The organism is Ornatilinea apprima (genome assembly GCF_001306115.1).
Taxonomy (GTDB): domain Bacteria; phylum Chloroflexota; class Anaerolineae; order Anaerolineales; family Anaerolineaceae; genus Ornatilinea; species Ornatilinea apprima.
In genome coordinates this window covers 107,314-133,023 of the sequence record NZ_LGCL01000041.1, presented here as the reverse complement: position 1 = coordinate 133,023, position 25,710 = coordinate 107,314, and the positions used below count along the sequence as shown (strand labels likewise).

General features: G+C 55.6%; 22 protein-coding genes. 8 read left to right on the top strand and 14 right to left on the bottom strand.

All coding sequences use genetic code 11. The features are described from left to right. The first annotated feature begins 71 nt into the window (after positions 1–71). The 5 genes from ADN00_RS17535 (at position 72) to ADN00_RS17515 (ending at position 6,706) form a co-directional block, all read left to right on the top strand. Positions 72–809 carry an ABC transporter ATP-binding protein gene (locus tag ADN00_RS17535; RefSeq protein ID WP_236691536.1) on the top strand — a complete coding sequence of 246 codons (738 nt, stop codon included), beginning with the start codon at positions 72–74 and terminating at the stop codon, positions 807–809. 33 nt (positions 810–842) lie between these two features. Beyond that, a complete protein-coding gene (locus ADN00_RS17530) occupies positions 843–1,964 on the top strand; it encodes an ABC transporter ATP-binding protein (protein ID WP_169787597.1) in 1,122 nt (373 codons plus the stop codon). After that, a complete protein-coding gene (locus tag ADN00_RS17525) occupies positions 1,961–4,363 on the top strand; it encodes an ABC transporter permease (RefSeq protein ID WP_075064313.1) in 2,403 nt (800 codons plus the stop codon). Before ADN00_RS17530 ends, ADN00_RS17525 begins: the two co-directional genes overlap by 4 nt. A 140-nt stretch (positions 4,364–4,503) precedes the next feature. Beyond that, complete coding sequence (locus ADN00_RS17520) at positions 4,504–6,189, top strand: glutamine--tRNA ligase/YqeY domain fusion protein (protein WP_075064312.1); 1,686 nt, start codon at positions 4,504–4,506, stop codon at positions 6,187–6,189. A gap of 115 nt (positions 6,190–6,304) precedes the next feature. Next, positions 6,305–6,706 carry a hypothetical protein gene (locus ADN00_RS17515; RefSeq protein ID WP_075064311.1) on the top strand — a complete coding sequence of 134 codons (402 nt, stop codon included), beginning with the start codon at positions 6,305–6,307 and terminating at the stop codon, positions 6,704–6,706. A 22-nt stretch (positions 6,707–6,728) separates the two neighbouring features. On the opposite strand, the gene ADN00_RS17510 is transcribed toward ADN00_RS17515, so the two are convergent. From ADN00_RS17510 to ADN00_RS17445, 14 genes are all read right to left on the bottom strand, one after another. Then, positions 6,729–7,742: an HD domain-containing phosphohydrolase gene (locus ADN00_RS17510; protein ID WP_201781221.1), complete on the bottom strand. Its 1,014-nt coding sequence runs from the start codon at positions 7,740–7,742 to the stop codon at positions 6,729–6,731. A gap of 191 nt (positions 7,743–7,933) precedes the next feature. Beyond that, positions 7,934–10,246 (bottom strand): methyl-accepting chemotaxis protein, encoded by a 2,313-nt coding sequence (locus tag ADN00_RS17505; protein ID WP_160317561.1) that lies wholly within the window; start codon positions 10,244–10,246, stop codon positions 7,934–7,936. A 177-nt stretch (positions 10,247–10,423) separates the two neighbouring features. Further along, complete coding sequence (locus tag ADN00_RS17500) at positions 10,424–12,862, bottom strand: methyl-accepting chemotaxis protein (RefSeq protein ID WP_075064308.1); 2,439 nt, start codon at positions 12,860–12,862, stop codon at positions 10,424–10,426. A 46-nt stretch (positions 12,863–12,908) separates the two neighbouring features. Beyond that, the gene (locus tag ADN00_RS17495; protein WP_075064307.1) at positions 12,909–13,358 is read right to left on the bottom strand and encodes a chemotaxis protein CheW; all 450 of its coding nucleotides are present in this window, start codon (positions 13,356–13,358) and stop codon (positions 12,909–12,911) included. Between the two features lie 39 nt (positions 13,359–13,397). Further along, complete coding sequence (locus ADN00_RS17490; protein ID WP_075064306.1) at positions 13,398–13,913, bottom strand: chemotaxis protein CheX; 516 nt, start codon at positions 13,911–13,913, stop codon at positions 13,398–13,400. 50 nt (positions 13,914–13,963) lie between these two features. Beyond that, on the bottom strand, positions 13,964–14,482 hold the full coding sequence (locus ADN00_RS17485; RefSeq protein WP_075064305.1) for a chemotaxis protein CheX: 519 nt from the start codon (positions 14,480–14,482) through the stop codon (positions 13,964–13,966). Positions 14,483–14,514: 32 nt separating this feature from the next. Continuing rightward, positions 14,515–15,360: an HDOD domain-containing protein gene (locus tag ADN00_RS17480; RefSeq protein ID WP_075064304.1), complete on the bottom strand. Its 846-nt coding sequence runs from the start codon at positions 15,358–15,360 to the stop codon at positions 14,515–14,517. A 6-nt stretch (positions 15,361–15,366) separates the two neighbouring features. After that, positions 15,367–16,167, bottom strand: a complete 801-nt coding sequence (locus ADN00_RS17475) for a CheR family methyltransferase (protein WP_082390363.1) — start codon at positions 16,165–16,167, stop codon at positions 15,367–15,369. 23 nt (positions 16,168–16,190) lie between these two features. Beyond that, positions 16,191–17,282, bottom strand: coding sequence for a protein-glutamate methylesterase/protein-glutamine glutaminase (locus ADN00_RS17470; protein WP_075064303.1), 1,092 nt, complete (start codon positions 17,280–17,282; stop codon positions 16,191–16,193). Between the two features lie 9 nt (positions 17,283–17,291). After that, on the bottom strand, positions 17,292–17,645 hold the full coding sequence (locus ADN00_RS17465) for a response regulator (protein WP_075064302.1): 354 nt from the start codon (positions 17,643–17,645) through the stop codon (positions 17,292–17,294). A 31-nt stretch (positions 17,646–17,676) separates the two neighbouring features. Next, positions 17,677–18,168, bottom strand: coding sequence for a chemotaxis protein CheD (locus ADN00_RS17460; RefSeq protein ID WP_075064301.1), 492 nt, complete (start codon positions 18,166–18,168; stop codon positions 17,677–17,679). Next, complete coding sequence (locus ADN00_RS17455; RefSeq protein WP_075064300.1) at positions 18,158–18,781, bottom strand: chemotaxis protein CheC; 624 nt, start codon at positions 18,779–18,781, stop codon at positions 18,158–18,160. The genes ADN00_RS17460 and ADN00_RS17455 overlap by 11 nt, the downstream gene beginning before the upstream one ends. A 21-nt stretch (positions 18,782–18,802) precedes the next feature. After that, positions 18,803–21,040 carry a chemotaxis protein CheA gene (locus ADN00_RS17450; protein WP_075064299.1) on the bottom strand — a complete coding sequence of 746 codons (2,238 nt, stop codon included), beginning with the start codon at positions 21,038–21,040 and terminating at the stop codon, positions 18,803–18,805. A 156-nt stretch (positions 21,041–21,196) separates the two neighbouring features. Beyond that, complete coding sequence (locus ADN00_RS17445; RefSeq protein WP_075064298.1) at positions 21,197–21,841, bottom strand: M23 family metallopeptidase; 645 nt, start codon at positions 21,839–21,841, stop codon at positions 21,197–21,199. Positions 21,842–22,078: 237 nt separating this feature from the next. Between ADN00_RS17445 and ADN00_RS17440 the strand changes: the two genes are divergently transcribed. From ADN00_RS17440 to ADN00_RS17430, 3 genes are read left to right on the top strand one after another with little or no spacing between them, the layout of a single operon-like run. After that, positions 22,079–23,794 carry a tetratricopeptide repeat protein gene (locus ADN00_RS17440; RefSeq protein ID WP_152966409.1) on the top strand — a complete coding sequence of 572 codons (1,716 nt, stop codon included), beginning with the start codon at positions 22,079–22,081 and terminating at the stop codon, positions 23,792–23,794. Positions 23,795–23,834: 40 nt separating this feature from the next. After that, positions 23,835–24,920, top strand: coding sequence for a glycosyltransferase family protein (locus ADN00_RS17435; protein WP_075064296.1), 1,086 nt, complete (start codon positions 23,835–23,837; stop codon positions 24,918–24,920). Continuing rightward, the gene (locus tag ADN00_RS17430) at positions 24,898–25,704 is read left to right on the top strand and encodes a formylglycine-generating enzyme family protein (RefSeq protein WP_082390354.1); all 807 of its coding nucleotides are present in this window, start codon (positions 24,898–24,900) and stop codon (positions 25,702–25,704) included. The genes ADN00_RS17435 and ADN00_RS17430 overlap by 23 nt, the downstream gene beginning before the upstream one ends. Positions 25,705–25,710 lie beyond the last annotated feature (6 nt).

Sequence of the window (25,710 nt, the reverse complement as noted above, 5' to 3'; positions counted from 1 at the left end):
CTTTAATCCTGGTTGGATATAATTCTGATTGTGTTAAACAAGATGGTTGTTGGAAATACCCAGGTGGGATTGTGTTAGCGCTACAAGAAGAAACAACCCAAGTGGAAAACCAGACCCAATCTCCTGTGCTGGTGAAGCTGCGAGAGGTGGTTAAGACGTACCATACCCCGGCAGGTGACTTTCCGGCGCTGCGTGGTTTAAGTGCCGATTTTGAACGCGGCCATCTGATTGGTGTGATCGGCAAGTCGGGCGCGGGGAAATCGACGCTGGTGAATATGCTGACCGGCGTAGACCATCTCTCTTCAGGAGAGATCTGGGTAGACGGGGTTGGTGTGCACGCCCTCAATGAGAATGAATTGGCGCTGTGGCGTGGGCGCAACGTGGGTGTGATCTACCAGTCTTTTCAACTGCTGCCAAACCTTACCTTGTTGGACAATGTGATGATGCCCATGGACCTGTGCGGACTGTATCACCCACAGCGCAGCCCGCAGCGCGCCATGGAACTGCTGGATTTAGTGGAAATGGCCGACCAGGCGTTCAAAATTCCGTCTACGATCTCCGGCGGGCAGCAGCAGCGCGCGGCGATTGCGCGGGCGCTGGCCAATGACCCTCAGTTGATTGTGGCTGATGAACCCACCGGCAGCCTGGACAGCGCGACGGCTGAAACGATTTTTTTGCTGTTTGAACGGCTTGTGGCGCAGGGCAAGACAATTGTGATGGTAACGCACGATCACAGTCTGGCGCGCCGCATGACGCGGATTTACCACATCGCCGACGGTTTGTGGATTGACGATGAGAAAGACTATTAATCAGGTGCTTCGATGATGTTTAAGCGGTTCGGTTTGCAAAACTCTCTTGAGATCCCTAAGCCCACGCTGGCTGATGCCGACGGAATTTTGATGCGAAATGTGGTGAAAACATTCAAGACTCCGGCCGGTCAATTTTCGGCGTTGAAAAATGTGAGCCTGGGTTTTACCACAGGTGATTTTGCGGCGATTACGGGCAAATCGGGCAGCGGAAAATCTACCCTGATTAACATGATTACAGGGATTGATGTGCCTTCGTCGGGAGAAGTCTGCGTGGGGGGTGTGCCGGTGCACCAGCTGTCTGAAAGCCAGATGGCGATCTGGCGGGGAAGAAACCTGGGAATTGTGTTCCAGTTCTTCCAGCTTTTGCCAACCCTCTCGCTGCTGGAAAATACGATGCTGCCGATGGACATTGCCGGAGTGATTGACATTTCTGAACGCGAAAAGCGGGCGATGCGCCTGCTCAAAATGGTGGGGCTGGAGAGTGTTGTCCACAAAATGCCCGCGGCAGTTTCGATTGGGCAGCAGCAAGCCGCGGCGATTGCCCGCGCGCTGGCCAACGATCCGCCCTTCCTGGTTGCCGATGAACCCACCGGTAACCTGGATTCGCGCACGGCTGAGAATGTGTTTGAAATCTTTGAGCATCTTTCCAGCCAGGGAAAAACCATTCTGATGATCACGCATGACCCCGCCCTGGCACAGCGCACTGCCCGGCAGGTGCTTTTATCGGATGGGGAGATTGTGAACCCGTGGATTCACAAAACCTTCCCGATGCTGAACCACGCGCAAATGCTGAGCGCCACACACCAGCTTGAATCGCTTACTTATCGGGCTGGCGAGCCCATTATCCAACAGGGTGAACCCAGCGACGCGCTGTATATTCTGACCGAGGGGCGGGTGGATGTTTCGATCCAAGGGCAGGTGGTTGCCAGGCTCTCGCCGGGCGATTTCTTCGGTGAGATGGAACTGCTGGAAGAAAATCGGGCTGTGGCGACTGTGCGGGCCGCCAGTGACGAGAAGGTGGAAACGGTTTCTCTGGGGCGTGGTTTCTTTTCCACGCTGATGGACGAAGCCCGCGCGCTGCGCGATATGCTGACAAAAGTGGTGCGCGAGCGCACCGCTCAAAACCTGGCGCTGCTGGGGAGCCGGATTCGATGATACCGCGTTTTTCGCTGCGCCCGCGCTGGCGAAAACTGATCGCGGATTTGTGGGAAAACAAGACACGCACGCTGCTGGTGGTGATTTCCATCGCGATTGGTGTTTTTGCGGTGGGGACGATCTCCGGCGCGTATGTGATTATCGCCCATGACATGAGCGCCAGCTTCGCGGCTTCCAACCCAGCCAATATCGAATTGCGGGTTACAGATATTGACGAAGGTCTTGTTAAAGCTGTTCGCCGCCTGGATGGCGTACAAGAAGCGGAAGGCCGCCGTACCGTCAACGTGCGGGTAAAGGCGGGCCCCGATGAGTGGAAGCAGTTGGAAGTGGTGGCGATTCCCAATTATGAGAACTCGGTCATCAATCAGCTTCTCCCCCAACTGGGTAGTTCTATTCCCGGAGAAAAACAAACCATCCTTGAAAAGCAAGCGATGCTTTCCTTGGGCGTGCAGGTGGGCGATGTGCTGGACATTGAGTTAGCCGATGGCACCCGGCGCACACTGGAAGTGACGGGTACTGCGATGGACCGCACGGCTGGCTATGACCGCTTTATGGGGCGCATGAGTGCCTATGTGGACGAAGAAACGCTGGATTGGCTGCGCCAACCGCAAACCTACAACCAACTGCTGGTAACCGTCTCTGCCGCTGACGCGGATGATATGGACGCGATTGATGCTGTGGCAGAGCGGGTAACGGATCAGATTGAAAAAGCCGGGGGAATTGTGGTCCGCACCGAATTGGCCGAACGCCACACCCATCCCCTGGGGTCGATTGTTACCGCTCTGTTGGGCGTGCTGCTGGTGTTGGGCATTCTGGTGGTTTTTTTGAGCGGCTCGTTAATCTCGAACACACTCTCGGCGCTGCTTTTCCAGCAATTACGCCAGATTGGGGTGATGAAGCTGGTAGGCGGACGCAGTTCACAGATTAATTTGCAGTATATTCTTTTGATTCTGGTGTTTGGCATTCTGGCGCTGGCCTTGGCCATTCCGACTGGCAGTTGGGCCGCTCTGGCGCTTTCCAACCTGGCTGCTGAGATTCTGAATGTACAATTGGGTAGCTACAGCATCATTCCCCTGGCGGTGGTGTTTCAAATCATTGTGGGGCTGGGGATACCGGTGCTTTCGGGTTTGCAGCCGGTGATGCGCGGCTCGCGCATTTCGGTGCAGAAGGCGCTGCAGGCCGGGGCAATTGAAGACGCGACCGAAAAGAAGAATTGGTTTGACCGCTGGCTGGAAAGCCTGCGTGGTTTCTCACGACCGTTGCTGCTTTCGCTGCGCAACACCTTCCGGCGCAAAGGCCGCCTGATTTTAACGCTGTTCAACCTCACGCTGGGCGGGGCGATTTTCATCGCCGTGTTCAATGTGCAGATCGCGCTTAACCAGAAAGTAGAACAGACCACCAAGTATTTTATGGCGGATGTTAACCTGGATTTTGAGCGCAGTTACCGGTTGGACCAGGTAACCACACTGGCTGCCACTGTCCCGGGGGTGGAGCGCGTGGAAGGCTGGATGATCACCGGCGGCGAGGTGGTGCGCGATACCGGCAGCAATGCCAATGTGACCATATTCGGTATTCCGCCCCAATCGGATTTGATCGTTCCCAATATGATGCAAGGCCGTTGGGTTGTGCCGGGCGACGAAAATGCCATTACCGTGAACGAGGAATTCCTAACTCGTTTTCCGGGGATACAACCAGGGGACCGCCTGCGCTTGAAAATTAATGGCAAAGAGAAAGACTGGGTGGTGGTGGGTATCTTCCAATACGCCGGTCTGGACGAGTTGTTTGCCTATGTTAATTATGATTACCTATCGCGCCTGATGGTGATGCCCAACCAGGCAACCTCTTTTCGTGTTGTCAGCACGCAGCACGACACGGATTTTCAGGTGGCGTTGAGTCGCCGGCTGGATACCGTTTTTCGTGAACAGGGTTATAAAGTGAGCGAGGTGAAAGCCGGTAAAGCCACCCAGGACAGCATTATTGAATACATTGATATTCTGGTTACCTTTTTGCTGATAATGGCGCTGCTGACGGCGGTGGTGGGCAGCATTGGGCTGGCAGGTACCTTGAGCATGAATGTGATGGACCGCACGCGGGAAATTGGCGTGCTGCGCGCGATTGGGGGGTATAACCGCTTTGTGATGAAGTTGGTGATCATTGAAGGATTGCTGATCAGCCTGATCAGTTACAGCCTGGGGGTGGTGCTTTCTTTTCCGATTACGCGCATGCTGTCGGATATCGTCAGCCTGGCGATCTTTGATTCTCCGGCAGAGTTTGCATTTACCCTGCAGGGATTTTTGATCTGGTTAGTGCTGGTGATTCTGCTGGCGGTCTTGGCCAGTGTGGCGCCGGCGCGCAGCGCTTCGCGTATGACTATTCGCGAGGTGCTGGCCTATGAGTAAGGCAAGACGCTAACTGTCGTCTTGTTTGCATCTTCGCTTGAGCCCTGAATCGTTGTATAATCTAAAAATTAATGAGTTGTCTTGATCACAGCTCAGCCTGGTATTTAGCCGGGAAACGATTTTTTAGGGAGTTGGCAATCATGGCGGAGAATGAATCACCCAGCAATTTTATTCGAGACATTATTGACGAAGATAACCGCACAGGGAAGTGGGGCGGGCGAGTCGCGACGCGCTTTCCTCCTGAGCCCAACGGTTACCTGCACATCGGCCACGCGAAATCGATCTGCTTGAACTTTGGACTGGCGAAAGATTATCAGGGAACCTGCAATTTGCGGTTCGATGATACCAACCCCAGCAAAGAGGAAGTGGAGTACGTCGATTCGATCATCGAGGACGTGCGCTGGCTGGTGGAAGACAAAGATTTTCCGGTTCTTTACGCCTCGGATTATTTTGAGCAGATGTACCAGTATGCCGTGCAGTTGATTCAACAAGGCCAGGCATTTGTTTGCGAGTTGACCGCGGAGGAAATTCGCGAGTACCGCGGCACGCTGACCGAACCCGGCAAAGAAAGCCCCTATCGTAATCGCACGGTGGAAGAAAACCTGGATCTATTTGAGCGCATGCGCAAAGGTGAATTTCCGGACGGCTCGCATACCCTGCGCGCCAAGATCGACATGGCTTCGCCCAATATCAACCTGCGTGACCCGGTGATCTACCGCATTCTGCACCAATCCCATCACCGCACGGGTGACGCCTGGTGTATTTACCCGATGTACGACTTCGCGCACTGCATTGAAGACTCGCTGGAGAAGATCACCCATTCGGTCTGCACGCTCGAATTTGAGGATCACCGGCCGCTTTACGATTGGTTCCTGGAAAAATTGGGCATCTTCCACACCCAGCAAATTGAGTTCGCGCGGCTGAACATTAACCGCACGGTGATGAGCAAGCGCAAGCTGCTGCGCCTGGTGAAAGAAGGCCTGGTGGACGGATGGAACGACCCGCGCATGCCCACCATCTCCGGGCTGCGCCGGCGCGGCTACCGGCCGGAAGCGATGCGCAAATTTGCCGAGGTGATCGGTGTTTCCAAAAACAACAGCACCGTGGACGTGGCTCTGCTGGAGCACATCGTGCGCGATGATTTGAACGAAGTGGCTCCGCGGGTGATGGCGGTGCTGGAGCCGCTGCGGGTGGTGATTGAAAATTACCCCGAAGGCCAGACAGAAACATTTGAACTGGCCGACTTCCCCGGCGACGAAACCCGCACGTCGAAACGCGCAATCCCCTTCTCCCGGGTGGTGTACATTGAGCGCTCAGACTTTGAGGAGAACCCGCCGAACAAGTTCTTCCGGCTGGCGCCGGGGCGCGAAGTGCGTTTGATGGGCGCGTATTACATCACCTGCAAGGACGTGGTCAAAAACGCCCAGGGCGAGGTGGTGGAATTGATCTGCACTTACGATCCCGAGTCGCGCGGCGGGCAAACTCCCGACGGACGCAAAGTGAAGGGCACCATTCACTGGGTCTCTGAGCAGCACGCTCTGACAGCTGAACTGCGTATGTATGATTACCTGTTTAGCAAGGACAATCCGGATGATGTTGAGGAGGGGAAGGATTTCACCGCGAATATTAACCCGGATTCGCTGCAGGTGGTGAGCGGCTGCAAACTGGAACCCAGCCTGGCAGAGGCGAAGGTGGGTGAGAACTTCCAATTTGTGCGCCAGGGCTACTTCTGCGTGGATTTGAAGGATTCGAAGCCGGGCGCAATGGTGTTCAACCGCACCGTCTCGCTGCGCGATACCTGGTCTAAACTGCAGCAAAAAGAATAACCACTCCATTGGGTGACAAAAAAAGGAGCGCCGGTCAGGCGCTCTTTTTGTAGTAATTTCTGCCAGTTTCGATATAATTGAAATATCCATCACTCTTCATCCGGGGTAAAAACCTATGAGTCCTTCCACTGCGGCATCAAAACGGTCTCAAATTGTATTGCAGGTTTTAGCGCTGGTGGTATTGTGCGCGGTACTGGCAGGGCTGGCCGTTGTTTTTGATATTTTCGCGCCAACCGCGAGCGAGCATTTAATTACCATGCGGGTGGAAACGTCGGGTGGGTACGCTCAGATCACGTACAAAGATGCGACTGGAAAACTTCTGGAAGCCGAAACGGTCTCAACGCCGTGGGAGCGCTCGGCGGTTAACCCCTCGGGAACCCAGGTCTATTTGACCGCCGCCAACCCCACCGGCTCCGGCAGCATTCAATGTGCCTTAAAGCTGGACCGCAAGGAATGGAAAACTGACAAGGCGCAGTTTCCGGATGATTCGGTTGCCTGCGGGGGGATTGTTCCGTAAAGACGGGGGAGAGAAGCGGCGCTTAGAAATTCTTAAGAAAGACCGGCACAATATCGGGGTCAAATTGAATGCCGGATTGCTCCGTGATGTATTGGACGACCTTCTCGCGCGGCCAGGCTTTGCGGTAAGGGCGGTTGGATAGCAGCGCGTCCCATACATCGATGATGGCGAAAATTCGGGCGGCCAGGGGGATGTCTTTTCCGCTGAGGCCTTTGGGGTAGCCGCTGCCGTCCCAGCGTTCGTGGTGATAGAGGGGGATATCCAGAGCGGGTTTAAGGTAAGAGATAGGGCTGAGCAGTTGGTAGGCGAAGACGGGGTGCATTTTCATAATCGCCCACTCTTCTTCGGTCAGTGGACCGGGCTTAAGTAAGATCGAGTCGGGAATGCCAATTTTGCCAATATCGTGCAGCAGCGCGCCGCGCCGGATGTGAACAATTTCTTCCACGCTGGCATTCATGATCATGGCCAGGCGCACGGTGGCCTCGGTTACGCGGCGGGTATGCCCTTCGGTTTCGTCGTCGCGCAGTTCCAGCGCCCGCCCCCAGCCGTCCAGAGTCTCTTTATAGGCCAGGTTCAGCTCAAAATTGGCTTTGAGAATGTAATCTTCTGACTGGCGGCGCTCGGTGATGTCGCGCATGATGATTTGAAAGCCGCGGTACTGGTTGGCCAAAAATGGCGCCAGGCTGACTTCGACCGGGACGGATTTTTGATCGCAGGTCAAAAATTCCATTTCGGCCATGGAGATCTGCATTGAATTATTGAGCACCATGTCGGTCAGCCCCAGGGCGGTTTCGTGCATCTCTTTGGGAATGAAATGCAGAATATTTTTACCCACCAGGCACGACGGTTCGTCTGCACCGAGAATAAAGCAAACCCGCGGATTGGCCATTTCGATCTGACCGTCTCCACGCGCAATCAAGATCCCATCTGGTGAAAGCAGGAACAGTTGTTCGAACTGGCTTTTTCCGTCGGGAACAAAGTTGTACGATATGGTTTGCCGGTCAAGCGGCTGGATAGGTTTTTTTTCGTCAAACATGCGCGTATGCATTCCAGAAGGTAACCTTCCACAAATACTATACTTAGTATCGGCAGAAAGATATGTATTTTAAGGCATTTTTTGAAAATTGCCCAAAATTGTATTGAAAAACTATCCAAATGTACAGGAAAAACTGCCCAGCAGGCCAGGGTGCGACCTGCCAGGCAGCGTTGGCGCAGTTGACCAACGGATTAGTTGAGTTTGAATTTCTTCATCAAATTGTTCAGTGCGTCCGACATCTCAGCCAGCGATTGGGCCGAGGCGGTTACTTCTTCCACCTGGGCGCTCATTTCTTCGGTGGAGGCGGAGACTTCTTCGACCGAGGCCGAGTTTTCTTCGCTGACCGAGGCGATGTTCTCAATCGACTGCGATACTTCATTCGATCCGGCAGCCATTTCTTCGGTGGCGGCGGTGTTTTCTTCTACCACAGCCGAGACGGTATCCATGGCGTTGACCAGTTCGTTGGAGTCTTGCGTTGCCTTTTGAGCGACGGCCACGGCTGCCGCGCTTTCTTTGGAGACTTTCTCGGCGGTTTCCATAATGGAAGAGAGCGCCGAACCGGCTTCGTTGGCGGTTTGCACACCGTTTTCAATTTCGCTGATGCCGCGGTCCATGGCGCTGACGGCTTCGCTGACGGTATTTTGAATGCCTTTGATCAACCCGGCAATTTCTTTGGTGGCGGTGGAAGAGCGCTCGGCCAGCTTGCGGACTTCGTCGGCAACGACGGCGAAGCCTTTGCCGTGCTCACCGGCGCGGGCGGCTTCAATGGCGGCGTTGAGCGCCAGCAGGTTGGTCTGTGAGGCGATGTCGTCGATGGTTTCGACGATCATGCCAATCTGCGCGGAACGCTCGCCCATCTCGCGCACTTTATCGGCGGATTGGCCAACCGTGCTGCGGATGGATTGAATGGAGGCGATGGTGTTCTCTACCACCGTTGAGCCGTTTTGAGAGGCCTGCAGGGCTTCTGAGCCGCCCTGGGCGCTGTTTTGAGAGGCGCGCGAGAGTTCTTCCAGCGAGCGGGAGAGACTGGCGGTGATTTCGGCGGCGCGGGAAACGGCCTCGGCCTGCTCTTGCGCGCCTTTGGCCACGCCGTCAATTGAGCGGCGCATCTGTTCCATTGAGGCGGCGGTAACCGAAGCGGCTTCGGACTGCTGGCCGGTGCCTTTGGCGACCTGTTGGATGGTGGTGGCGATCTGGTTGACCGCGGCCGAGGCCTGGTTGGAGGCGGCAGCCAACTGCGCGGAGGCCAGGCTGACCTGGTCGGCGTTTTCGATAACACTGAGCACGGTGCCGCGCAGGTTGATGATCATCTGCTGGAAGGCGTTGCCCATCACGTCTCTTTCGGACGCCGGTTTGGCTTCCACGGCCAGGTTGCTCTGGGCAATTTCGTTGGCGGTTTCGGCCATTTCTCTCTGGTATCCGATCATACCGCGGAAGGCATCGGCTAATTGGCCAATTTCATCCTGACCGGTGTGGGTAATTTCCTGATCAATATCGCCCGCGGCCAGGCTGGCTGCGACGCGCGTCATGCGGGTGATGGGGTTGGCGATTCCGCGCCCCACAAAGAAGGCCGCGGCAACCACCAGGATGGCGGCAGCCAGCGCGATGCCGATATTGATGTTGCGCAGCGTGTTGCTGGCGGCCATGGCTTCGCTGATTTCCTGTTCGGCAATGATGCCCCATTGAATACTGGGGATCCAATGGTAGGCGCCCACAACCTGAGCATCACGATAATTGGTGTACATATCCACGCCGGTCTCTTGCTTTACAACCTTTTGCCCGGCCAGCGAGGTTACCTGATATTCCAGCTCGGGGCGCGCTTCCACCAGCCCATTCTCTTTTAGATAGCCGGAATGGCGGGGTGCGGTGATCATGAAGCCCTGTTCGTTGACCAGGTAGACTTCTCCGGTTTCACCCAGGCGGGCATTGGCAAACTGGGTGGCGACCAGGCTGACTGGAACCGTGCCGCCTACAACGCCAACCATTTTTCCGTTGGACTCAAGGGGAGCCGCTACTGCCACAATGATGTTGCCAGTGGCGCGGGAGACCAGCGCGTCGGATATGACCACATTTCCCTTCAGGGCCGATTGAATGTAATCACGGTCGGAAAGGTCTACGTTTTCACCTGAGGTAATATAAATGGTCTTTCCGGATAAATCAGTGACGTACAGGTCTTCAAAAACACTCCACTTTTGTCTGAATTCGTCCAGCACTTCTTTGACTTTTTGACGGTCCATGGTCTGCACCCTGGAGGTAAGTGCCAGGGTCTGAATATCTTGCTGCCGTTCCTGCGCCCAGGTTTCGATCAGTCCTACCTGGACATTCAGGCTGCGGCTCAGATCATCGCGCACGTTCTGCTCAAACGCATTGCTGGCAAGAATGATGGAGGTAATGCTGACGGCCAGGGTTGGGATGAGTGCCACCAGTAAAAAGTAGGCGATCAGCTTGGCGCTTAACGATCTTCCCAGCCCAAGGCGGCTCCAAAAATTACCAGATTTATTCATACCATTCATATTCTGCTCCTTTACTTGTTCACCAATAGGTCACCCTGCAACACGGATTGGCAGGTATGTTGAGTAGTTTGCTAATTTTGGTGATTAATATCCATTAATGTTGTCAAATGATTCCGGCGTTCCCGGCCAGCCTGGAGAGACTGACCGGGAATCTGCCGGTTGATTTTGTTATTCGGCGCGCGAGCCGATTTGGAAGCGGTTCACAATTTCATTCAGCGCTTCGGCCATTTCGGCCAGCGACTGGGCCGAGGCGGTAACTTCTTCCACCTGGGCGCTCATTTCTTCGGTGGAGGCAGAGACTTCTTCCACAGCGGCGGAGTTTTCTTCGCTGACGGAAGCGATGTTCTCAACCGATTGCGAGACCTCCAGCGAGCCGGCTGCCATCTCTTCGGTGGCGGCGGTGTTCTGTTCCACCACAGCCGAGACGGTATCCATGGCTGAAACCAGGTCGGAGGCCGCGCTTTGCGCCTGGCGGGCCACCTGAACGGCTTCCGCGCCGCCTTTTTCTACCCCGGCGGCAGTTTCCATAATAGAGCTGAGCGCGTCGCCGGCCTGGTTGGCGGTTTGCACACCGCGCTCAATTTCGTTGATGCCAATATCCATGGCGCTGACGGCTTCGCTGACGGTGGTCTGGATGGTCTTGATCAGGTTGGTGATCTCTTTGGTGGCAGAGGAAGAGCGCTCGGCCAGCTTGCGGACTTCGTCTGCAACGACGGCGAAGCCTTTGCCGTGCTCGCCGGCGCGGGCGGCCTCGATGGCGGCGTTGAGGGCCAACAGGTTGGTCTGCGAGGCGATGTCGTCGATGGTTTCGACGATCATACCAATCTGCGCGGAACGCTCGCCCATCTCGCGCACTTTGTCGGCAGACTGGCCGACCGTGGAGCGGATGGTGTTCATGGCCTTGATGGTGTTCTCCACCACCTGCGCGCCCTTGTCTGAAGCGGTGACAGTAGCCGCGCCGCCTTCTGCCGCGCCCTGGGCGGCTTGTGCCAGCACATCCAGCGATTGGGAGAAGCGGGCGGTGATCTCGGCGGCACGGGCAACGGCTTCGGCCTGTTCCTGCGCGCCTTTGGCCACGCCGTCAATCGAGCGGCGCATCTGTTCCATTGAGGCGGCGGTAACAGAGGTGGCTTCGGACTGCTGGCCGGTGCCTTTAGCCACCTGCTGGATGGTGGTGGCAATTTGCGAAACGGCGGCAGAGGCCTGGTTGGAGGCGGCGGCCAGCTGTGCGGAGGCCAGGTTGAGCTGGTTGGCGTTTTCGGTAACGTCTTGAATGGTCTCACGCAGGCTGTGGATCATGCGCGAGAAGGCGTGCCCCAATTCGTCCTGTTCTGAGACGGGGCGCACTTCAACCTGCAGGTTGTTGGCGGCAATCACACTGGCAGCAATGCCCATCTCTTGCAGGTAGGCAAGCATATCTTCAAAGGCCTGCCCAATGCTGCCGATTTCATCGGAGCGATTGACCAATGCCTGGCGTTCTTTGACTTCAGCCATGTCGCGCTGCAGGTCGCCCAGGGCAATGCGTTTGAGGATCTGGGCCACCTTTTTCACCGGCTTGGAAATGGTTTGCCCAATCACAAACCACAACAATACCAGGCCGATCACAACCAGAATAGCCATCAGGATGATCAGGTTCACCATGGCCTGGTTGGCCTCTCGCTGGATTTCTTCAGCCGGGATGAGAATCTCGACAGACCAGGGAGTGCTGCTGTTGCCGGTATAAATGGGCACGAAGACTTCCAGCAAACTATCTTCAAGCTGATTTTTACTCTCGCCGGATTGGATGATGGCTAAATCTTCTCCGGCGCCCGTATCTACATCCGTAATGTGCTTGCCAACCAGACCTGCCTCGCCGGTTCGGCCCGCGACCATGCCCTGGTGGGAGAAAATGGTCATCTTGCTGGTGCCGTTGTAGAGATCTATGCTGTCGGCAATGCCCTGCAAGAAGTTCAGGTCATAATCAACACCAACAATCCCCACAAATTTCCCGTTGACCAGAATGGGCGCGGTGAGCGACGTGAGCAAAACGTTTTTGCCGCCCACTTCGTAAACAGTCGGCTCGCTGATGCAGTCAGTCAGGGTGTCGCGTGGACAGGTGTAGTAGGCGTCCGTTTCGTAGCCGTAGGCCGGGTCGTGGAAGATTTGCCCGCTGTCACCGCGGGCAAAGTAGGCATTCAAACGGCCAGAGGCGTCGTGCCCTGTGGCGTTGACAAAATCCGCGTCCTGTCCGTCAAAGGCATTGGGCTCCCAAATGGTATAGATGCCGTTGAAATTGGGGTTTTGGATCAGGATTTGCTCGGTCATGGCCTCTACTTGCTGGCGCGTGAGGCTGCTTTCGCCGAGCGTTTTCTGGGCGGATAAGGCCTGCGCAAAGGAGCGAGCGGTATCCAGGCCGATTTCCAATTTCCCCTGAATGGCTGCCGCATTGGCTTTGGCCTGGTTTAGACCGATGGTTTGGGCGTTTGAGCTTGAAATCCGATTCAGCGAAGTAAGGCTGGCGAAGGTGTTGATCCCCAGGATTACCAACAGGATTATGCCGACGGTTAACGTCAGGTATACCTGTATTGATTTAAACTTCAACCCGGTAAATGCGATTCCCTTTTTCATGTGTCTCTGCTTTCTGAATACCTTTAACCCCAATAAAAAAAGCCGCTTAAGCGATGGCCTGCAGTTCTTTCCTTTCCTGGATTGAGAGTACTTCGCCCAGATCGAGCAAGATCACTAATTGATTCTGCAGTTTGGCGATGCCGGTAATGAACGCGCTGTTGATGGTGGTGACCATAGGGGGCGGGGGTTCGATGGCGTCTTCAGGGACAACCAGCACCTGCGATACCGCGTCGACTACCATGCCGACTTTGGAATGATCCATATAGGCGACAACGATACGGGTGTCGTGGGTGGGTTCCACCTTGGGCAGGTCAAAGCGCGTTCGCAGGTCAATCACAGGCACCACATTGCCGCGCAGGTTGGTTACGCCTTCCACATACGCGGGGGCCTGGGGCATGCGCGTAATCGTTTGCAGTTTGATGATGCCTTCAACGGTGGAAATGTCCACGCCGTACTGCTCATTGGCCAGTTCAAATACAACTACTTGCCGTTCCATGAAATACCTCCTGTTTCAATAATCGAGACTACATAAAATTCACAATGAAGGCCGCCTGGGAACCGGTATTTGGGCCGCGTTGACAGCGGATGACCGGCCTTCTCGTAATGCCAGATGAATAACGATTTCCCCGCACTCGGCGTAAAACGGAACGACCAGGCGGTGAAAATCGAGGGTAGAGATAACAGCCCCCGCGCCCATCAACATGGTGGGGGGCGAGATGGTGGCTTCGTAGCCGGTGGCTGAGAGCTTAACGCTGGCGCGCCCGGTGATGACGTTGCCCAGTTCGGCAATACCGCTTTGCGCCAACCCATCAAATTCGTCAAACTTTTCGCGCATCATGCGGGTGGCCAGCTGCAGGGCGGTGTCCCGCGACATGCTGATAAACACATTCCCTTCCACCCCGCCGACCATCGCGATGATGGTGGTAACTTCACCGGTGGAGTAGGGTTTTTCTTCCAGTTTCAAGTCCCCCCGTTTAAGGTCATAACCCGTTTCTGTTTTTACAACTTCCGCGGTGGCCTCTAAAAATGGATTGAGAAATTTTACATTCATGGATCGTTCCTTTCCGGAATTGTCCGGGTCAATCCGCCAGGCGGTGGGGTTTACTTTGCTCTCACGGCATCTTGGATGAGCGGCACATAATTCTCGGTGGCGTTCTTGGGGCTTTCTCGCAGCGCCAGGTGGACGATGATATCGCCCAGTTCGGTGGACATGGGGACAATGACCCTGGAGAAATCGAGGGTGGAAATTTGCACCGACTTGCCGGTGATGAGGGTGGGCGGTGAAATGGTGGAATCGTAGCCGGCTTCGGCTAATTTGACCGTGGCCCGGCCAGAGATCACGTTTCCCAGCTCAGCAATTCCGCTTTCGGCCAGGTTATCAAACTCTTCAAATTTTTGGCCCATCATTTGTGAGACAAAATTCAAAGCGGTTGTTTTCGACATGCCGTACAGCACTACACCCTGAACCTGTCCCACCAGGTTAATCAGCACGGTGATGTCATCGGTGGTGAGGGCGGATTTTTGCAGGGTGAGCGTTCCACGCTGCATCTCTACCTGCACTTCGGCTTCCAGTACCTCATGTGCTGCGTCGAGAAATGGGTTTAAGAATTTGACATTCATTCACTCGCTCCTATCAACAAGTACGTTGTTTGTTATTTCATCATTCCGATCAGGTCAACCGCGGCACTGACGGCGGCGGGAATTTTTTCGAATAATTCTGTGAAACTATCTTCGCTCCAGTTCAAGCGGACCAGGGCGGCTTCATCGAGGGGGTACTGCAGGCCGTCTGATCCGATGCCAATGCCCAGCAGCATGGTGGCCGCGTCTGCCAGGTGCACCGCGGAGGCCAGAATAAACGCGTCTCCGGCCTGGCTGGGGCGGTGGTGAAAGGCAATGGCATTTTGGAGAGAAACCGGCAGGTTCCAGCGGTGGGCTAATTCTTTGCCGATGACCGCGTGGTCCATTCCCAAAAGGCCGGTTTCAATTTCGATGAAACTCATGTTCTTAATCTTTTCTCGGTCAAATTGAACATCCCTTAAGTAAAACTCCAACGCCAGTTTGCCTACATCACACAGCAGACCGGCATGGTAGGCTTCTTCCATGAGCGCTGGGTTGTAGCGGGCAGCGATCAGCCGCGCACCCGCGGCTACACCAATGGAATGTTTCCACAGCGCGCCGCGATCCAGAGCGTAGCCTGGGGCGGGGCGGTTGAGCAGATTGGCTAATGTGGCGGCGAAGAGAAGACTTTGGATGGTGTTTTTTCCTAAGACAACCACTGCCTGTTGAACTGTCTTTACCGGAGCAGACAGACCGTAATACGCGGAGTTTGCCCAACGTAACACCAGGCTGGCCAGAATCTGGTCGGTTGATAACACTTCTGCCAGGGCGCGCATATTGGTGTCTGGATGGCGGATCATAATCAACGCCTTTTGAGCCGCCTCTTGCATGGGAGGCAGTTCTCCAATTCGATCCAACAGCGTGTTAATCGTGAGGTTCATGCGTGGTTACTCGGTTTTGATATAAAAAGACACTTCCAGATTTTTGAACCCAATCTCTTGCGGGCGGGGGATGATCTCTGTGCCGCCCAGGAAGAGGATTCCGCCCGGCCTTAAAGCCTGTTGGAATTTTTTGTAAAGCAGACTTTTAGCCTCATTGGTGAAGTAGATGATCACGTTGCGGCAAATGATGAGGTCAAAATTCTGGTCGAAGTTTTCGGTGAGCATGTTATGCTCTTTGAATTGAATGCGGGTGCCAACTTTGGGTTTAACAAAGTAAGGCGGGCCGCCCGGCTCCATATATTTTTCACGGTAAAAGGCGGGCATGTTCTGGACGATGTTATCCAGGTATGGCCCGCGGTTTTTGGCGTTTTCAATGGCGCCCCGGTCGAGATCGGTGGCGAGGATGCTGTACTCTTGGGTGGGGGCGATTTCTTGCAGCATCATGGCCAGCGAATAGGGTTCGGCGCCAATGGAACAACCCGCGCTCCACAGTTTCAGCGGTTTTGACGGGCGTTTGGCCTGGGCATCGGCGAGCAGGCGTGGCATCACACTGCGCTGCAGCGCGTCCCAGCGGTTGTTATCGCGGAAGAATTCGGAAACATTGATGGTGAGGTAGTTGCGAAAGCGCAGCAGCTCGTTGGGATTGGTGCTGACTAAGCCAAAGTAGCTTTCCCAATCTTTCATACCGGTGCGAATCAACCATGAATCCAGCCGGCGGCGCATCTGTTCGTCTTTGTAATGTTCAAGGTCGATGTTGAGCAATTTTTTCACCGAAACCTTGATCGAGCTGTACACTTGCATATCCATAATAGGCTGGTCCTTAACGTCCGTTAAAATTTCCGAATTGTGTTGGTAATTGCCTGGGCCATCAGGTCCAGGGGGACAATCTGATCGGCAACGCCGGCTTCCATGACACTGCGCGGCATGCCCCAAACCACACAGGTCGATTCGTCTTCCACCAGGATTTTTCCACCACGGCTGTGAATGAGCGTGCAGCCGGTGGTGCCATCGCTGCCCATGCCGGTGAGGATGACGCCGAGCAGGGGGGCGGGGCAGTGCTGAACGAGCGAGTTCATGGTTACATCCACCGAGGGGCGCACCCCATGCACGGTGGGATTCTGGTTGAGGGTTACCTGCATGTTCTGGTCAAACACCATGTGAAAGCCGCCCGGCGCCAAAAGCACTTTACCCACTTCGGGAATGTCGCCCGGTTCAGCTTCTTTAACAGAGAGGCCAGAGAGCGAGTCGAGGCGCTCGGCCAGCGAGCGGGTGAAGCCGGCGGGCATGTGCTGAACAATCACAAAGGCAGCGGGGGTGTCGGCGGCAAGCATGGGGATAAGGGTGTTGAGGGCGCGCGGACCGCCGGTTGACGACCCGATGAGAACCAGCGGCTCTCCGCGCCGCAGGGCGCGAACGCTCTTGTTGCTGGCAGCCGGGCTGGCCGTTTGCTGGGGCAGCGTAATGGCCCGTCGCTGCATTCGGGTTACCCGCGCGCGTGAGGCGCGCTGAATTTTGGTTACCAGCTCTTCCACAATGGCAGAAACGGAGGCTTTGTTACTCGGCTTGGCCACAAAATCTACAGCGCCATAGGTGAGCGCCTGGATGGTTTCCACAGCGCCTTCTTTGGTGAGGCTGCTGACCATGATCACCGGCACCGGAAACTCGGCCATGATTTCGCGCAGGGTGGAAAGCCCGTCGAGGTGGGGCATTTCAACATCCAGGGTAACCACGTCTGGTTTGAGTTCCGGAATCAGTTGGAGGGCTTCTTTTCCATCGCGGGCAGAACCAATCACCTGAATACCGGCCGTCTCCGAAAGATGGCGGGTGATGGTGAAGCGCATGAAGGCCGAATCATCAACGACCAACACGCGAATTGGTGGGTTGCCCGATTCAGGGCTGCTTGCCGAGGGTTTCTCGTTCATAATGGTGGGTTAGACCAGCTTTTGAATGGCGTTGAGAACCCGGTCGCGTTCGAAGGGTTTGACGATGAAATCTTTGGCGCCCGACTTGATCGCTTCCAGCACTACTGATTCCTGGCCCAAAGCGGTGAGCATAACCACTTTGGCGGCAGAATCAAAGGAGCGGATTTCTTTGAGGGCGCTCAGGCCGTCCATTTCGGGCATGGTGATGTCCATCAACACCAGATCGGGTTTCTGGGCTTTGTAGGTATCGACGGCTCGCAAGCCATTATCCGCTTCGATGACTTCAAAGCCGTCGCCGGTGAGCATTTTTGAAATGCGCACGCGTAAGAATTCGGCATCGTCTACTATAAGAATCTTGGTCATTGTGCTTTCTCTCCTGATTTCAACAAGGGGTCTAAATTTCTTGTTCTTTGCCACCCACAATGCGGAAGGTCATCCGTCCATTGTGGACAAATAAGCGAACCGTCCGGCCCGTGTGGCCGCCAACTTCCTCGGCACTCACTTTCAGCCTCATTTTTTCAAACGTTTTTCGTGAAGCCTCGATGTTGCGAGTACCAATATCGAATGTTTTTGACAGGCTGCTGGAAAGCAGCATGTTTGCTCCGCCAATCACGCGGATTTTCGCACGCGCTGGGCTGCCGCCAGCAGCTTCCAGGCCCTTCATCAGTTCGACAATGCCGGTGTTGACGTATTTGGCTGCCGAACCGTTGGCGCTGGAACCGTTGGGGCTTTCGGGAAGAACCGCATGCAGTAAGCCAGCTACCCTGGCAACAGGATCGTAGACACCAATCCCCAGGCAGGACCCCAATCCGTAAGCGACCAACACTTCATCGGGGTTGCGGCTGATTGCAATTTCACCGAGGCCAACGCTGACACTATTTTCCATTTTCTTGCGACGCCTTTTCGAGAATGGGTTTGAGGGTGATGGGGTCGGGAACGACCCAAAATTCTGCATTCAAGGCACGGTCTCCACAATTAAAGGTGGTCTGCAGCAAGAGAACTTTTTCGGCAATGCCGCCTGTTGTGGCCACGATGATATCCAGGATGGCCCCCACCATGTCGACCATGACGGCCGGGGGAGTGGGCCGGCTGGATATACCGGTTTGAGAGGCGATGGCGTTCAGGAACATGGTCGAAGTGATGTTGCCCACCTCAGCCAGAGCGGAACGCTCAATGGAGCCCAATTTGTCGGTGGTTCCGGTAGGCTGCTCCATCAGCAGGTCTACCAGCTCCAGGGCTTTTTGATAGGGCAGAATGAGCATAAACTGGCTGCACATGGTGCCTTCTGACGCCAGGTAAATGCCGACAGCCTCATTTTCTGGACCTCCGAGCATGCTGGGAATCTCAGTAACGTCGACAAGTTTCACTTTGGGCGAGTCGACAGTCAGGCTTTGGCCTAACATGCCCGAGAAACCTTCGGCCGCCTGCTCTACGCCTTTGGTGACGATGGACTGCATAGCCACCAGCAGGTTGTCGTTCAGTAACTCATCAAGGTTCATTTGTATATCCTTTGTTATCCCTTAATGCGCGGTTGCCAGGCGAACCAGGCTTTGCACATCGACAATCAATGCTACTTTTCCATCACCCAGAATGGCGGCGCTGGAAATCCCCGGCACTTCTCCGATCAGCGCGCCAAGCGATTTCACAACAACTTCTTCTTCGCCCACCAGTGAGTCCACCACCAGCCCAAATTGCTGCTTGCTGGATTGCACAATGACGACATAGTTATGGTGGGCGTTTTGTTCTTGCTGCTGCAGGTCAAAGGTTTCTGAGAGGTACACCAGGGGCAGAACCTTCTCGCGGATGATGGTAACCGGCCGACCGTTGATGGTTTGGATGGAAGCTTTGGTGAGCCGCTGGGTCTCCAGCACGGTTACCAGCGGGATGGCAAAGGTGATCGGCTCCACGTGCACCAGCAGGGTGGGGATGATGGCCAGGGTGAGGGGCAGGATGATCTGGAAGGTGGTGCCTTTGCCCGGCTCGGTTTCGACCAGGATGGTGCCGTTGAGGCGCAAGATGTTGTTTTGCACAATGTCCATGCCCACGCCACGCCCGGAGATGTCGGTTACTTTATCATTGGTGGAAAGGCCGGGCATGAAGATCAGGTCTACAGCCTTTTCGTGATTCATGGCCGCGGCTTCGCTTTCGGTGATGAGGCCTTTCTTGACGGCTGAAGCTTTCAGTTTGTCGGTGTTGATGCCTTTGCCGTCGTCGGCCACGGTGAGGACGATGCGTCCCTGCTCGTGATGCGCGGAAAGACGCACGGTGCCTTCGCGCGGTTTGCCGGCGGCTTCGCGCACGTCGGGGGTTTCAATGCCGTGGTCTACGGCGTTGCGCACCAGATGAATGAGCGGATCGTTGATTTCTTCCAGCAGGGAGCGGTCGAGTTCGGTCTCCTGGCCGCTGACCAGCAGTTCCACTTCTTTGTTGGTCTTACGCGCCAGGTCGCGCACCATGCGGGGGAATTTGTTGAAGATGTTGGCGATGGGCAGCATGCGGATCTGCATGACTTCTTCTTGCAGTTGATCGGTGATGCGCCCAATATGCCCCACGGTCTCAGAGATGACCATCACCAGGTCGTTGCCCTGCTGCTCGGCTTCCAGCTTGTTACGCAGTTGGTTTAGCCGGTTGCGGTCAGTGATTAATTCTCCGACCAGGTTCATCAAATTGTCGAGGCGTTCCACGCTGGTGCGCACGGTTTTATCGGCGACGCGGCTCTTATCGGCGCTGGCGCTTTGAATGTTCTGCAGGGCGGCGCGCTGCTGGCGCACAAATTCATCCACATGGTTTTCCAGCGCCGTTTCAGAGAGGATGCCCAGCTCGATCAGAATCTGGCCCAGCTTCGCGCCGCGGTATTGCTTTTGGGCGGAGAGCGCGCTCTCCAGTTGTTTTTGGGTGATGATGTGCTGCGACACCAGGTATTCGCCCAGTTTGGTCGGCTCAGCGATGGACGGTTCTTCGGCGGGCTGGGATGGTGGCTCGGGAGTGGTTTCCACTTCCTCTTCCTTGCCGCGAATGGAGAGTTTTTCCACCTCGGAGATTAAGGAAAGCTCTTTGCGCACGTCCTCAATACTCTGGCTGGTTTCAAGCCGGGCGGTGAAGACGGAAACAGGCGCAACGCTTTCGATCTCCGCCTGGGTGGGCGACATATCCACGATTTTTCCCAGTCCCTGAAGAGCCATCATCAATTGGAAGGCGCGCGCGGCAGAGGCGATGCTGTTGGAAGCGATGTGGGCCTCGATGAAGAGCGCGTCATTTCCATTTTGCGGCGCTGGGGGGGCGGCTTCGGCTTTGGGTTTAATGTTGAGGTGAGAAGCCTGGTTGGGTGTTGATTCCAGGGTCTCGATCTGATTGGCTCGGATGGAGGTCTCAAGGAAGATGGAAAACTGCTCAACCAGCGGCTCTATATCCACCAGGTCTGGGCTTTCTTGGACCACTTCGTCGCGCAGAACTCTCAGGCCGTCGATCGCGTCGAGGCACAGGTCAATCAGGCCGGATGAAACGCCCAGGTTTCCTTTTCTCACGCCGTCGAAGGCGGTTTCCAGAACGTGGGTGAGGTTCACCAGGCGGGTGTGGCCGACCATGCCGGCCATGCCTTTTAAGGTGTGCGCGGCGCGGAAGAGGGCCTGGATTAATTCCGGGTCGCTTTCCTCTTGTTCGATGCGCACAAGGTTCTCTTCCAGAGTCTGAAGATGTTCTTCTGTCTCTGCCAGAAAAATGGGCATTTCGTCTGCGCTAATGTCTAATTGAAGCTTCATAGGTTCAGGTCTCGCTCCAGGTCATTTCTGGGCTGCGCGTTCCATCCGGCGGATGGGCGGCGCAAACCGTGGGTGCCGTCATATTTATTTTCGGTGTTTGCCGGGTGCGCTAAAGCCAGCGCGCCCGTAAAGGTTGCATAAAAAACCCGCAATCGGCTAAAGGCGGGTGGTTTTCGGGTTCACCGGCTGGCCGTTGACTCTGACTTCATAATGCAGGTGGGGGCCGGTGGAATTGCCGGTGTTGCCAGAAAGGCCGATCACCTGCCCGGTGGAGACGGTATCGCCAACGGATACGGGAATTTCGGAAAGGTGCGCGTAATAGGTCTGGTAGGGACCGTTTTCCACAATCACCAGGTTGCCGTAGCCCTGGTTGTTCCAGCCCGCGTAGGTAACCTTGCCCGGAATGCTGGTGCGAATGGGGGTGCCGACCGGCACGCCATAATCCAGGCCGATGTGGCCATCGTGGTAATCCTGAGTGAGGCGCGTGTCGTGCGGCACAGGCAGGTCTGATGCAGCGGAAAGGCCGGCGGTATAATCATCTCCCCAAGGTAGTGCAGATGAAGAGGATGAGTTGGCTTCTTGGGCAATTAATTGCTCGAGCAGGGTGAGCAGCAAGGGTGTGAGCAGCCCGGCGCTCATTCCACCCCCCGATTCGCCTCCCATCACACTGGTAAGCATCATGGTGGATAGAATGTCCTGAAAGTTCAGGTTGGAAGAGTCGGCGGCGCGCTGGGTGAGACCCGACGCGGAACCGGCAACATTCCCGACTGAAGATGAAGGAATAAAATTTGTCTGGTTCATAGCAACCTTCATTCTAGGGAAGTGGATTATTTTTGTCAGTAAAAAGATGGTAAATTCTTCATGATGAAGACGTAAGAAGAAGAGGATTGAGATTTACTCATCCTTTATGCGCCTTTCAGATGTCTTTTATTGTGAGATGTATTTGATGAAGGTACATTTAAGCTGCCGGGAGCAGACAGGCCCGGCGTTGATTCGCCGAAGTCAGTAAAGCAGGTTAAAGGACGCGCGGTAAGGTTGATGGCACTATCATTTACCCAGCAAACGGACTTACGAGTTCGTAAAACCATTGGGAGAGGGCACATGAGCAGCAACCGCCTGGAGAAGGCGGTTGAGGTGTATGCCGGTATTCTGGAAGATTACCCCGAAGATACCGAAGCTCTGCTGGTGTTGGGTGACCTTTACCTGGCGGCGAAAGACTATGCCACAGCGGCGAAACTGTATGATTACGCGTTAAGCCTGGATGCTGAAAATCAGGAAATCCTCAGCCGACTGCGCCTGGCGCGCGCGGAGGACAGCGATTCGGAGCCGGAGGAAGTGCCCACCCACCCCGACGCGATCTCGCGCTTGCTGCAGCGCCTGACGGGCAGCAGCAAACCGATCTCGGAAGACGAGATCCAGCGGGCGGCCAATTTGCTGCACAGCATTATTCACAGCACCGACCCGGCCAATGAGGTGGCCGATCACCTGGATGATATTGACGCGCTGCTGCCGGCTTTGATTGAGTTAAACATTCGCCAGGCGCGCTTCGACGGGAGGCAAGACCTGGTTGAGCAGTTAAAAGACCTGCAGACCAATATCTTGCTGCAGCAGAACCTAAACCCGAAAAAAGAAACCGCGCCCGAAACGCCGCCCAACCCCGCGCCCGGACTGGAAACCAGCCCACGGCGCGATGACCCCGCCAAGGGCGTGGAGGTAACAGCGTCAGAGCGCTTCCGCGGGCGGGTGTTTGTGATGGTGGCCAACAACCAGCGCCTGTCGCAGCGCACCATCGTGCTGCGGGACGCTTTGCAGTTGCAGGGCTGTGAAGTGCATGTGATTTCAGAGATCCGCGGCGGAACACTGCCGAAACCCGATGTGATCATCACCAGCAATCCGCACCAGGCGCCGCGCCTGTTGGAAAGCCTGGCGGCTTGTTCGGCGGTGCGCATTCCCATTGTGCTGGACCTGGACGATGACTTTGAGCATGTGCCGGTATCACACCCGGCATACGCGCAGATTGGTCTTGGCACGATGAACAGCGCGAAAGCGTACACGGCTTCTTTACTGCTCTCTTCGATGGTGACGGTGCCCAGCCAGATGCTGGCCAACCATTTGAAGTCGGCGGGGTACAACGCGCGCTACGCGCCTGACGGCTGGACGCGCGCCAATCCCCTCTGGCAGCGCCGGCCGGGCTTTCGCCCGCGCGTGCAAATCGGCTGGTTGGGGCAGGCCGGGCTGTTTGATGATATTGCCTCGGTGCGGCGGGTGATTATTCGAACCCTGCGGGAGTTTGCCAATACGCAATTGGTGATTGGCGGCAGCCGCCAGGTGTTTCAGATGTTTGACGCTGTGCCGGACGACCGCCGTGTCTTTTTGCCGCCGGTCGAGGTATCGGATTACCCTTACCTGTTGGACCAGGTAGATATTTTGATGCTGCCGCTGCGTAATACACCCTATAACCAGTCGGTATCTGACCGGGTGTTAGTGGAAGCCGGAGTCAAACACATTCCCTGGTTGGCCTCGCCGATGCCGGCGGTCACCACCTGGCAGGCGGGCGGGCTGGTAGCCGAAACCCCTGAAGAATGGCATACCCTGCTGCGCCACCTGGTGATGGACGCGGAGCTGCGCATGCGCTTGGGCGATGCCGGTCTTTCCCGCGCCGGGTCCCGCGAGGCCTACGCGCTGGGAAAACAGTGGGTGCATTTGTTGGAGGAAGTGATTCAAACAGCGAAGAATTGGAAAAAGCAAGGCTGATGAACTCTGGGTTGCATATCTCAGGAAAGGAATCCTGACTTTGAAACTGGTATTTGTTTACGTATCACCGCAAGACGCGTCTCCAGGGATGGAATGGAGGTTCATTCACCTTGCCCGCGTGCTCAACCGCAGGGGAGATCATCCGGTTTACTGCATCAACCTAAACGACTTTCTGCAGGAATCTGAAGCGGTGCGGGATGTTTGCGCGGAAGCAGATTTAATTCTGATTCAGGCGGAGCCGTCGCACGAAATTTCTCTGGCAATTCAGCATTGGAAAGCGCAGGGAAAGGTGGTTTTGATTGATCTGGAAGACCGCAGCAACCTGTCACGGACAGCGCAAGCGCAACCGGGCGGGCAGCACTGCGACTGTCTGGTTAATGGGACCAGCACCGAAGCGATTGAAACCGCGCTGCGCCTGTCGGATGGGGCGATCCTGCCGTTTGCCAGCAGTATGCTGCGCTGGAACGGGCATACCCGCTACCATGTCATTCCCAGCTATATTGACCTTGAAAACCTGATGTCGATGAACCGCGTAGAACATGATGGTATAGTGGTGGGATGGCATCATGGTTTAGTGAGGGGCCAGCCGGTGGCTGAAGAATGGCTGGCAGGTTTGCTAGAGCGGGTTAGCCAGTCGCGGCCGAATGTGCGCTGGATGCCGCTTGCCGCTGCCAGCGGTGATTTTAAAGCCTGGCCCAAAGAGCTGACCGAGCGGTTCCTTTTGGATGAGAGCCGCAGCCTGGTGTGGCCCAGGCCGCTCGGCTGGGTGGATATTGGTCTGGTGCCGCAGTTTGACGTAGCCGTTGAGAGCCTGGCGCGGATCAACACGCTGGAATATATGGCGTTGAAAATTCCCTGGATTGGATCGGAAACAGGGAACAATTTTGACCTTCGCCCGCACGGCTGGCTGGTAAATAATGCCAACGGTAGTTGGGAGCGAATCTTAATGGATATGATTGATCATATTCACATCTATCAGCGCGATTCGGTGTGGGGACCATATGTGTATGGAATCAGCCAGGGCGCCGAAGAAAACCTGGACCGGACAATGACAACCTTTTGGAAGGTATTAGAATCTGCGGGAGTGGAAAGGGAATCAGGATATGGTCAAGCCTATACTCGATGACGAATTTAACAACCAGATGGAAGACACCGGCATGCTGCCGCAGATGATCCTGATTCCGGCTGGCGAGTTTATTATGGGCACCAGCGAGCGGCAAATCCGCGAACTGCTGGGCAAAGAGGATTGGGCGCTGGAGTGGTATGAAAAGGACATGTTCCAGATTGAGCAGCCGCAACACCGCCTGAATCTGCCGGATTATTGGATTGGCCGCACGCCTGTTACGAATGTGGAATATTACAAATTTACCTTTGAAACCGGCCACCGCGTGCCGCGCGATTGGGTAGGTTTTCACTTTAAGATGGAAACGGACGATTTACCGGTTACGGGCATCTCAAAAGCGGATGCCGAAGCATACTGCGCCTGGGTTTCCAAACGCACCAACAAGCGCTACCGCCTGCCCACAGAACCTGAGTGGGAAAAGGCCGCGCGGGGAACCGACGGGCGCATCTACCCCTGGGGTGGCATGTTTAACCCCTGGCGCTGCAATACCCTGGAGAGCGGCAAGAATGCCACATCAGAAGTGGGCGTTTATTCACCGGCCGGCGACAGCCCGTACGGCTGCGCAGACGTGGTTGGAAATGTTTGGGAATGGACCAGCACCGCCCTCAAGCCCTACCCGTATGATTCGGATGATGGCCGCGAGCAGCCAGCGCGGAGCGACAAAATTGTGGTGCGCGGCGGAGCATGGTACTATAGCCGCAAGCTGGCCCGCTGCGCGGCGCGCGAAGGTGTGCTGGCCGATTACATCTCCCCCGCGCTGGGCTTTCGGGTTGTTTTAGAACCTTAGGGAAGG

What these genes read in the sequence shown, in the direction of transcription:
- ADN00_RS17440 (WP_152966409.1), top strand. Translation starts at nt 22,079, where the DNA reads ATGGCACTATCATTTACCCAGCAAACGGACTTACGAGTTCGTAAAACC.
- ADN00_RS17470 (WP_075064303.1), bottom strand. Translation starts at nt 17,282, where the DNA reads ATGAACGAGAAACCCTCGGCAAGCAGCCCTGAATCGGGCAACCCACCA.
- ADN00_RS17465 (WP_075064302.1), bottom strand. Translation starts at nt 17,645, where the DNA reads ATGACCAAGATTCTTATAGTAGACGATGCCGAATTCTTACGCGTGCGC.
- ADN00_RS17475 (WP_082390363.1), bottom strand. Translation starts at nt 16,167, where the DNA reads ATGGATATGCAAGTGTACAGCTCGATCAAGGTTTCGGTGAAAAAATTG.
- ADN00_RS17460 (WP_075064301.1), bottom strand. Translation starts at nt 18,168, where the DNA reads ATGGAAAATAGTGTCAGCGTTGGCCTCGGTGAAATTGCAATCAGCCGC.
- ADN00_RS17455 (WP_075064300.1), bottom strand. Translation starts at nt 18,781, where the DNA reads ATGAACCTTGATGAGTTACTGAACGACAACCTGCTGGTGGCTATGCAG.
- ADN00_RS17500 (WP_075064308.1), bottom strand. Translation starts at nt 12,862, where the DNA reads ATGAAAAAGGGAATCGCATTTACCGGGTTGAAGTTTAAATCAATACAG.
- ADN00_RS17495 (WP_075064307.1), bottom strand. Translation starts at nt 13,358, where the DNA reads ATGGAACGGCAAGTAGTTGTATTTGAACTGGCCAATGAGCAGTACGGC.
- ADN00_RS17490 (WP_075064306.1), bottom strand. Translation starts at nt 13,913, where the DNA reads ATGAATGTAAAATTTCTCAATCCATTTTTAGAGGCCACCGCGGAAGTT.
- ADN00_RS17510 (WP_201781221.1), bottom strand. Translation starts at nt 7,742, where the DNA reads ATGTTTGACGAAAAAAAACCTATCCAGCCGCTTGACCGGCAAACCATA.
- ADN00_RS17430 (WP_082390354.1), top strand. Translation starts at nt 24,898, where the DNA reads ATGGTCAAGCCTATACTCGATGACGAATTTAACAACCAGATGGAAGAC.
- ADN00_RS17505 (WP_160317561.1), bottom strand. Translation starts at nt 10,246, where the DNA reads ATGAATAAATCTGGTAATTTTTGGAGCCGCCTTGGGCTGGGAAGATCG.
- ADN00_RS17520 (WP_075064312.1), top strand. Translation starts at nt 4,504, where the DNA reads ATGGCGGAGAATGAATCACCCAGCAATTTTATTCGAGACATTATTGAC.
- ADN00_RS17480 (WP_075064304.1), bottom strand. Translation starts at nt 15,360, where the DNA reads ATGAACCTCACGATTAACACGCTGTTGGATCGAATTGGAGAACTGCCT.
- ADN00_RS17445 (WP_075064298.1), bottom strand. Translation starts at nt 21,841, where the DNA reads ATGAACCAGACAAATTTTATTCCTTCATCTTCAGTCGGGAATGTTGCC.
- ADN00_RS17525 (WP_075064313.1), top strand. Translation starts at nt 1,961, where the DNA reads ATGATACCGCGTTTTTCGCTGCGCCCGCGCTGGCGAAAACTGATCGCG.
- ADN00_RS17485 (WP_075064305.1), bottom strand. Translation starts at nt 14,482, where the DNA reads ATGAATGTCAAATTCTTAAACCCATTTCTCGACGCAGCACATGAGGTA.
- ADN00_RS17515 (WP_075064311.1), top strand. Translation starts at nt 6,305, where the DNA reads ATGAGTCCTTCCACTGCGGCATCAAAACGGTCTCAAATTGTATTGCAG.
- ADN00_RS17450 (WP_075064299.1), bottom strand. Translation starts at nt 21,040, where the DNA reads ATGAAGCTTCAATTAGACATTAGCGCAGACGAAATGCCCATTTTTCTG.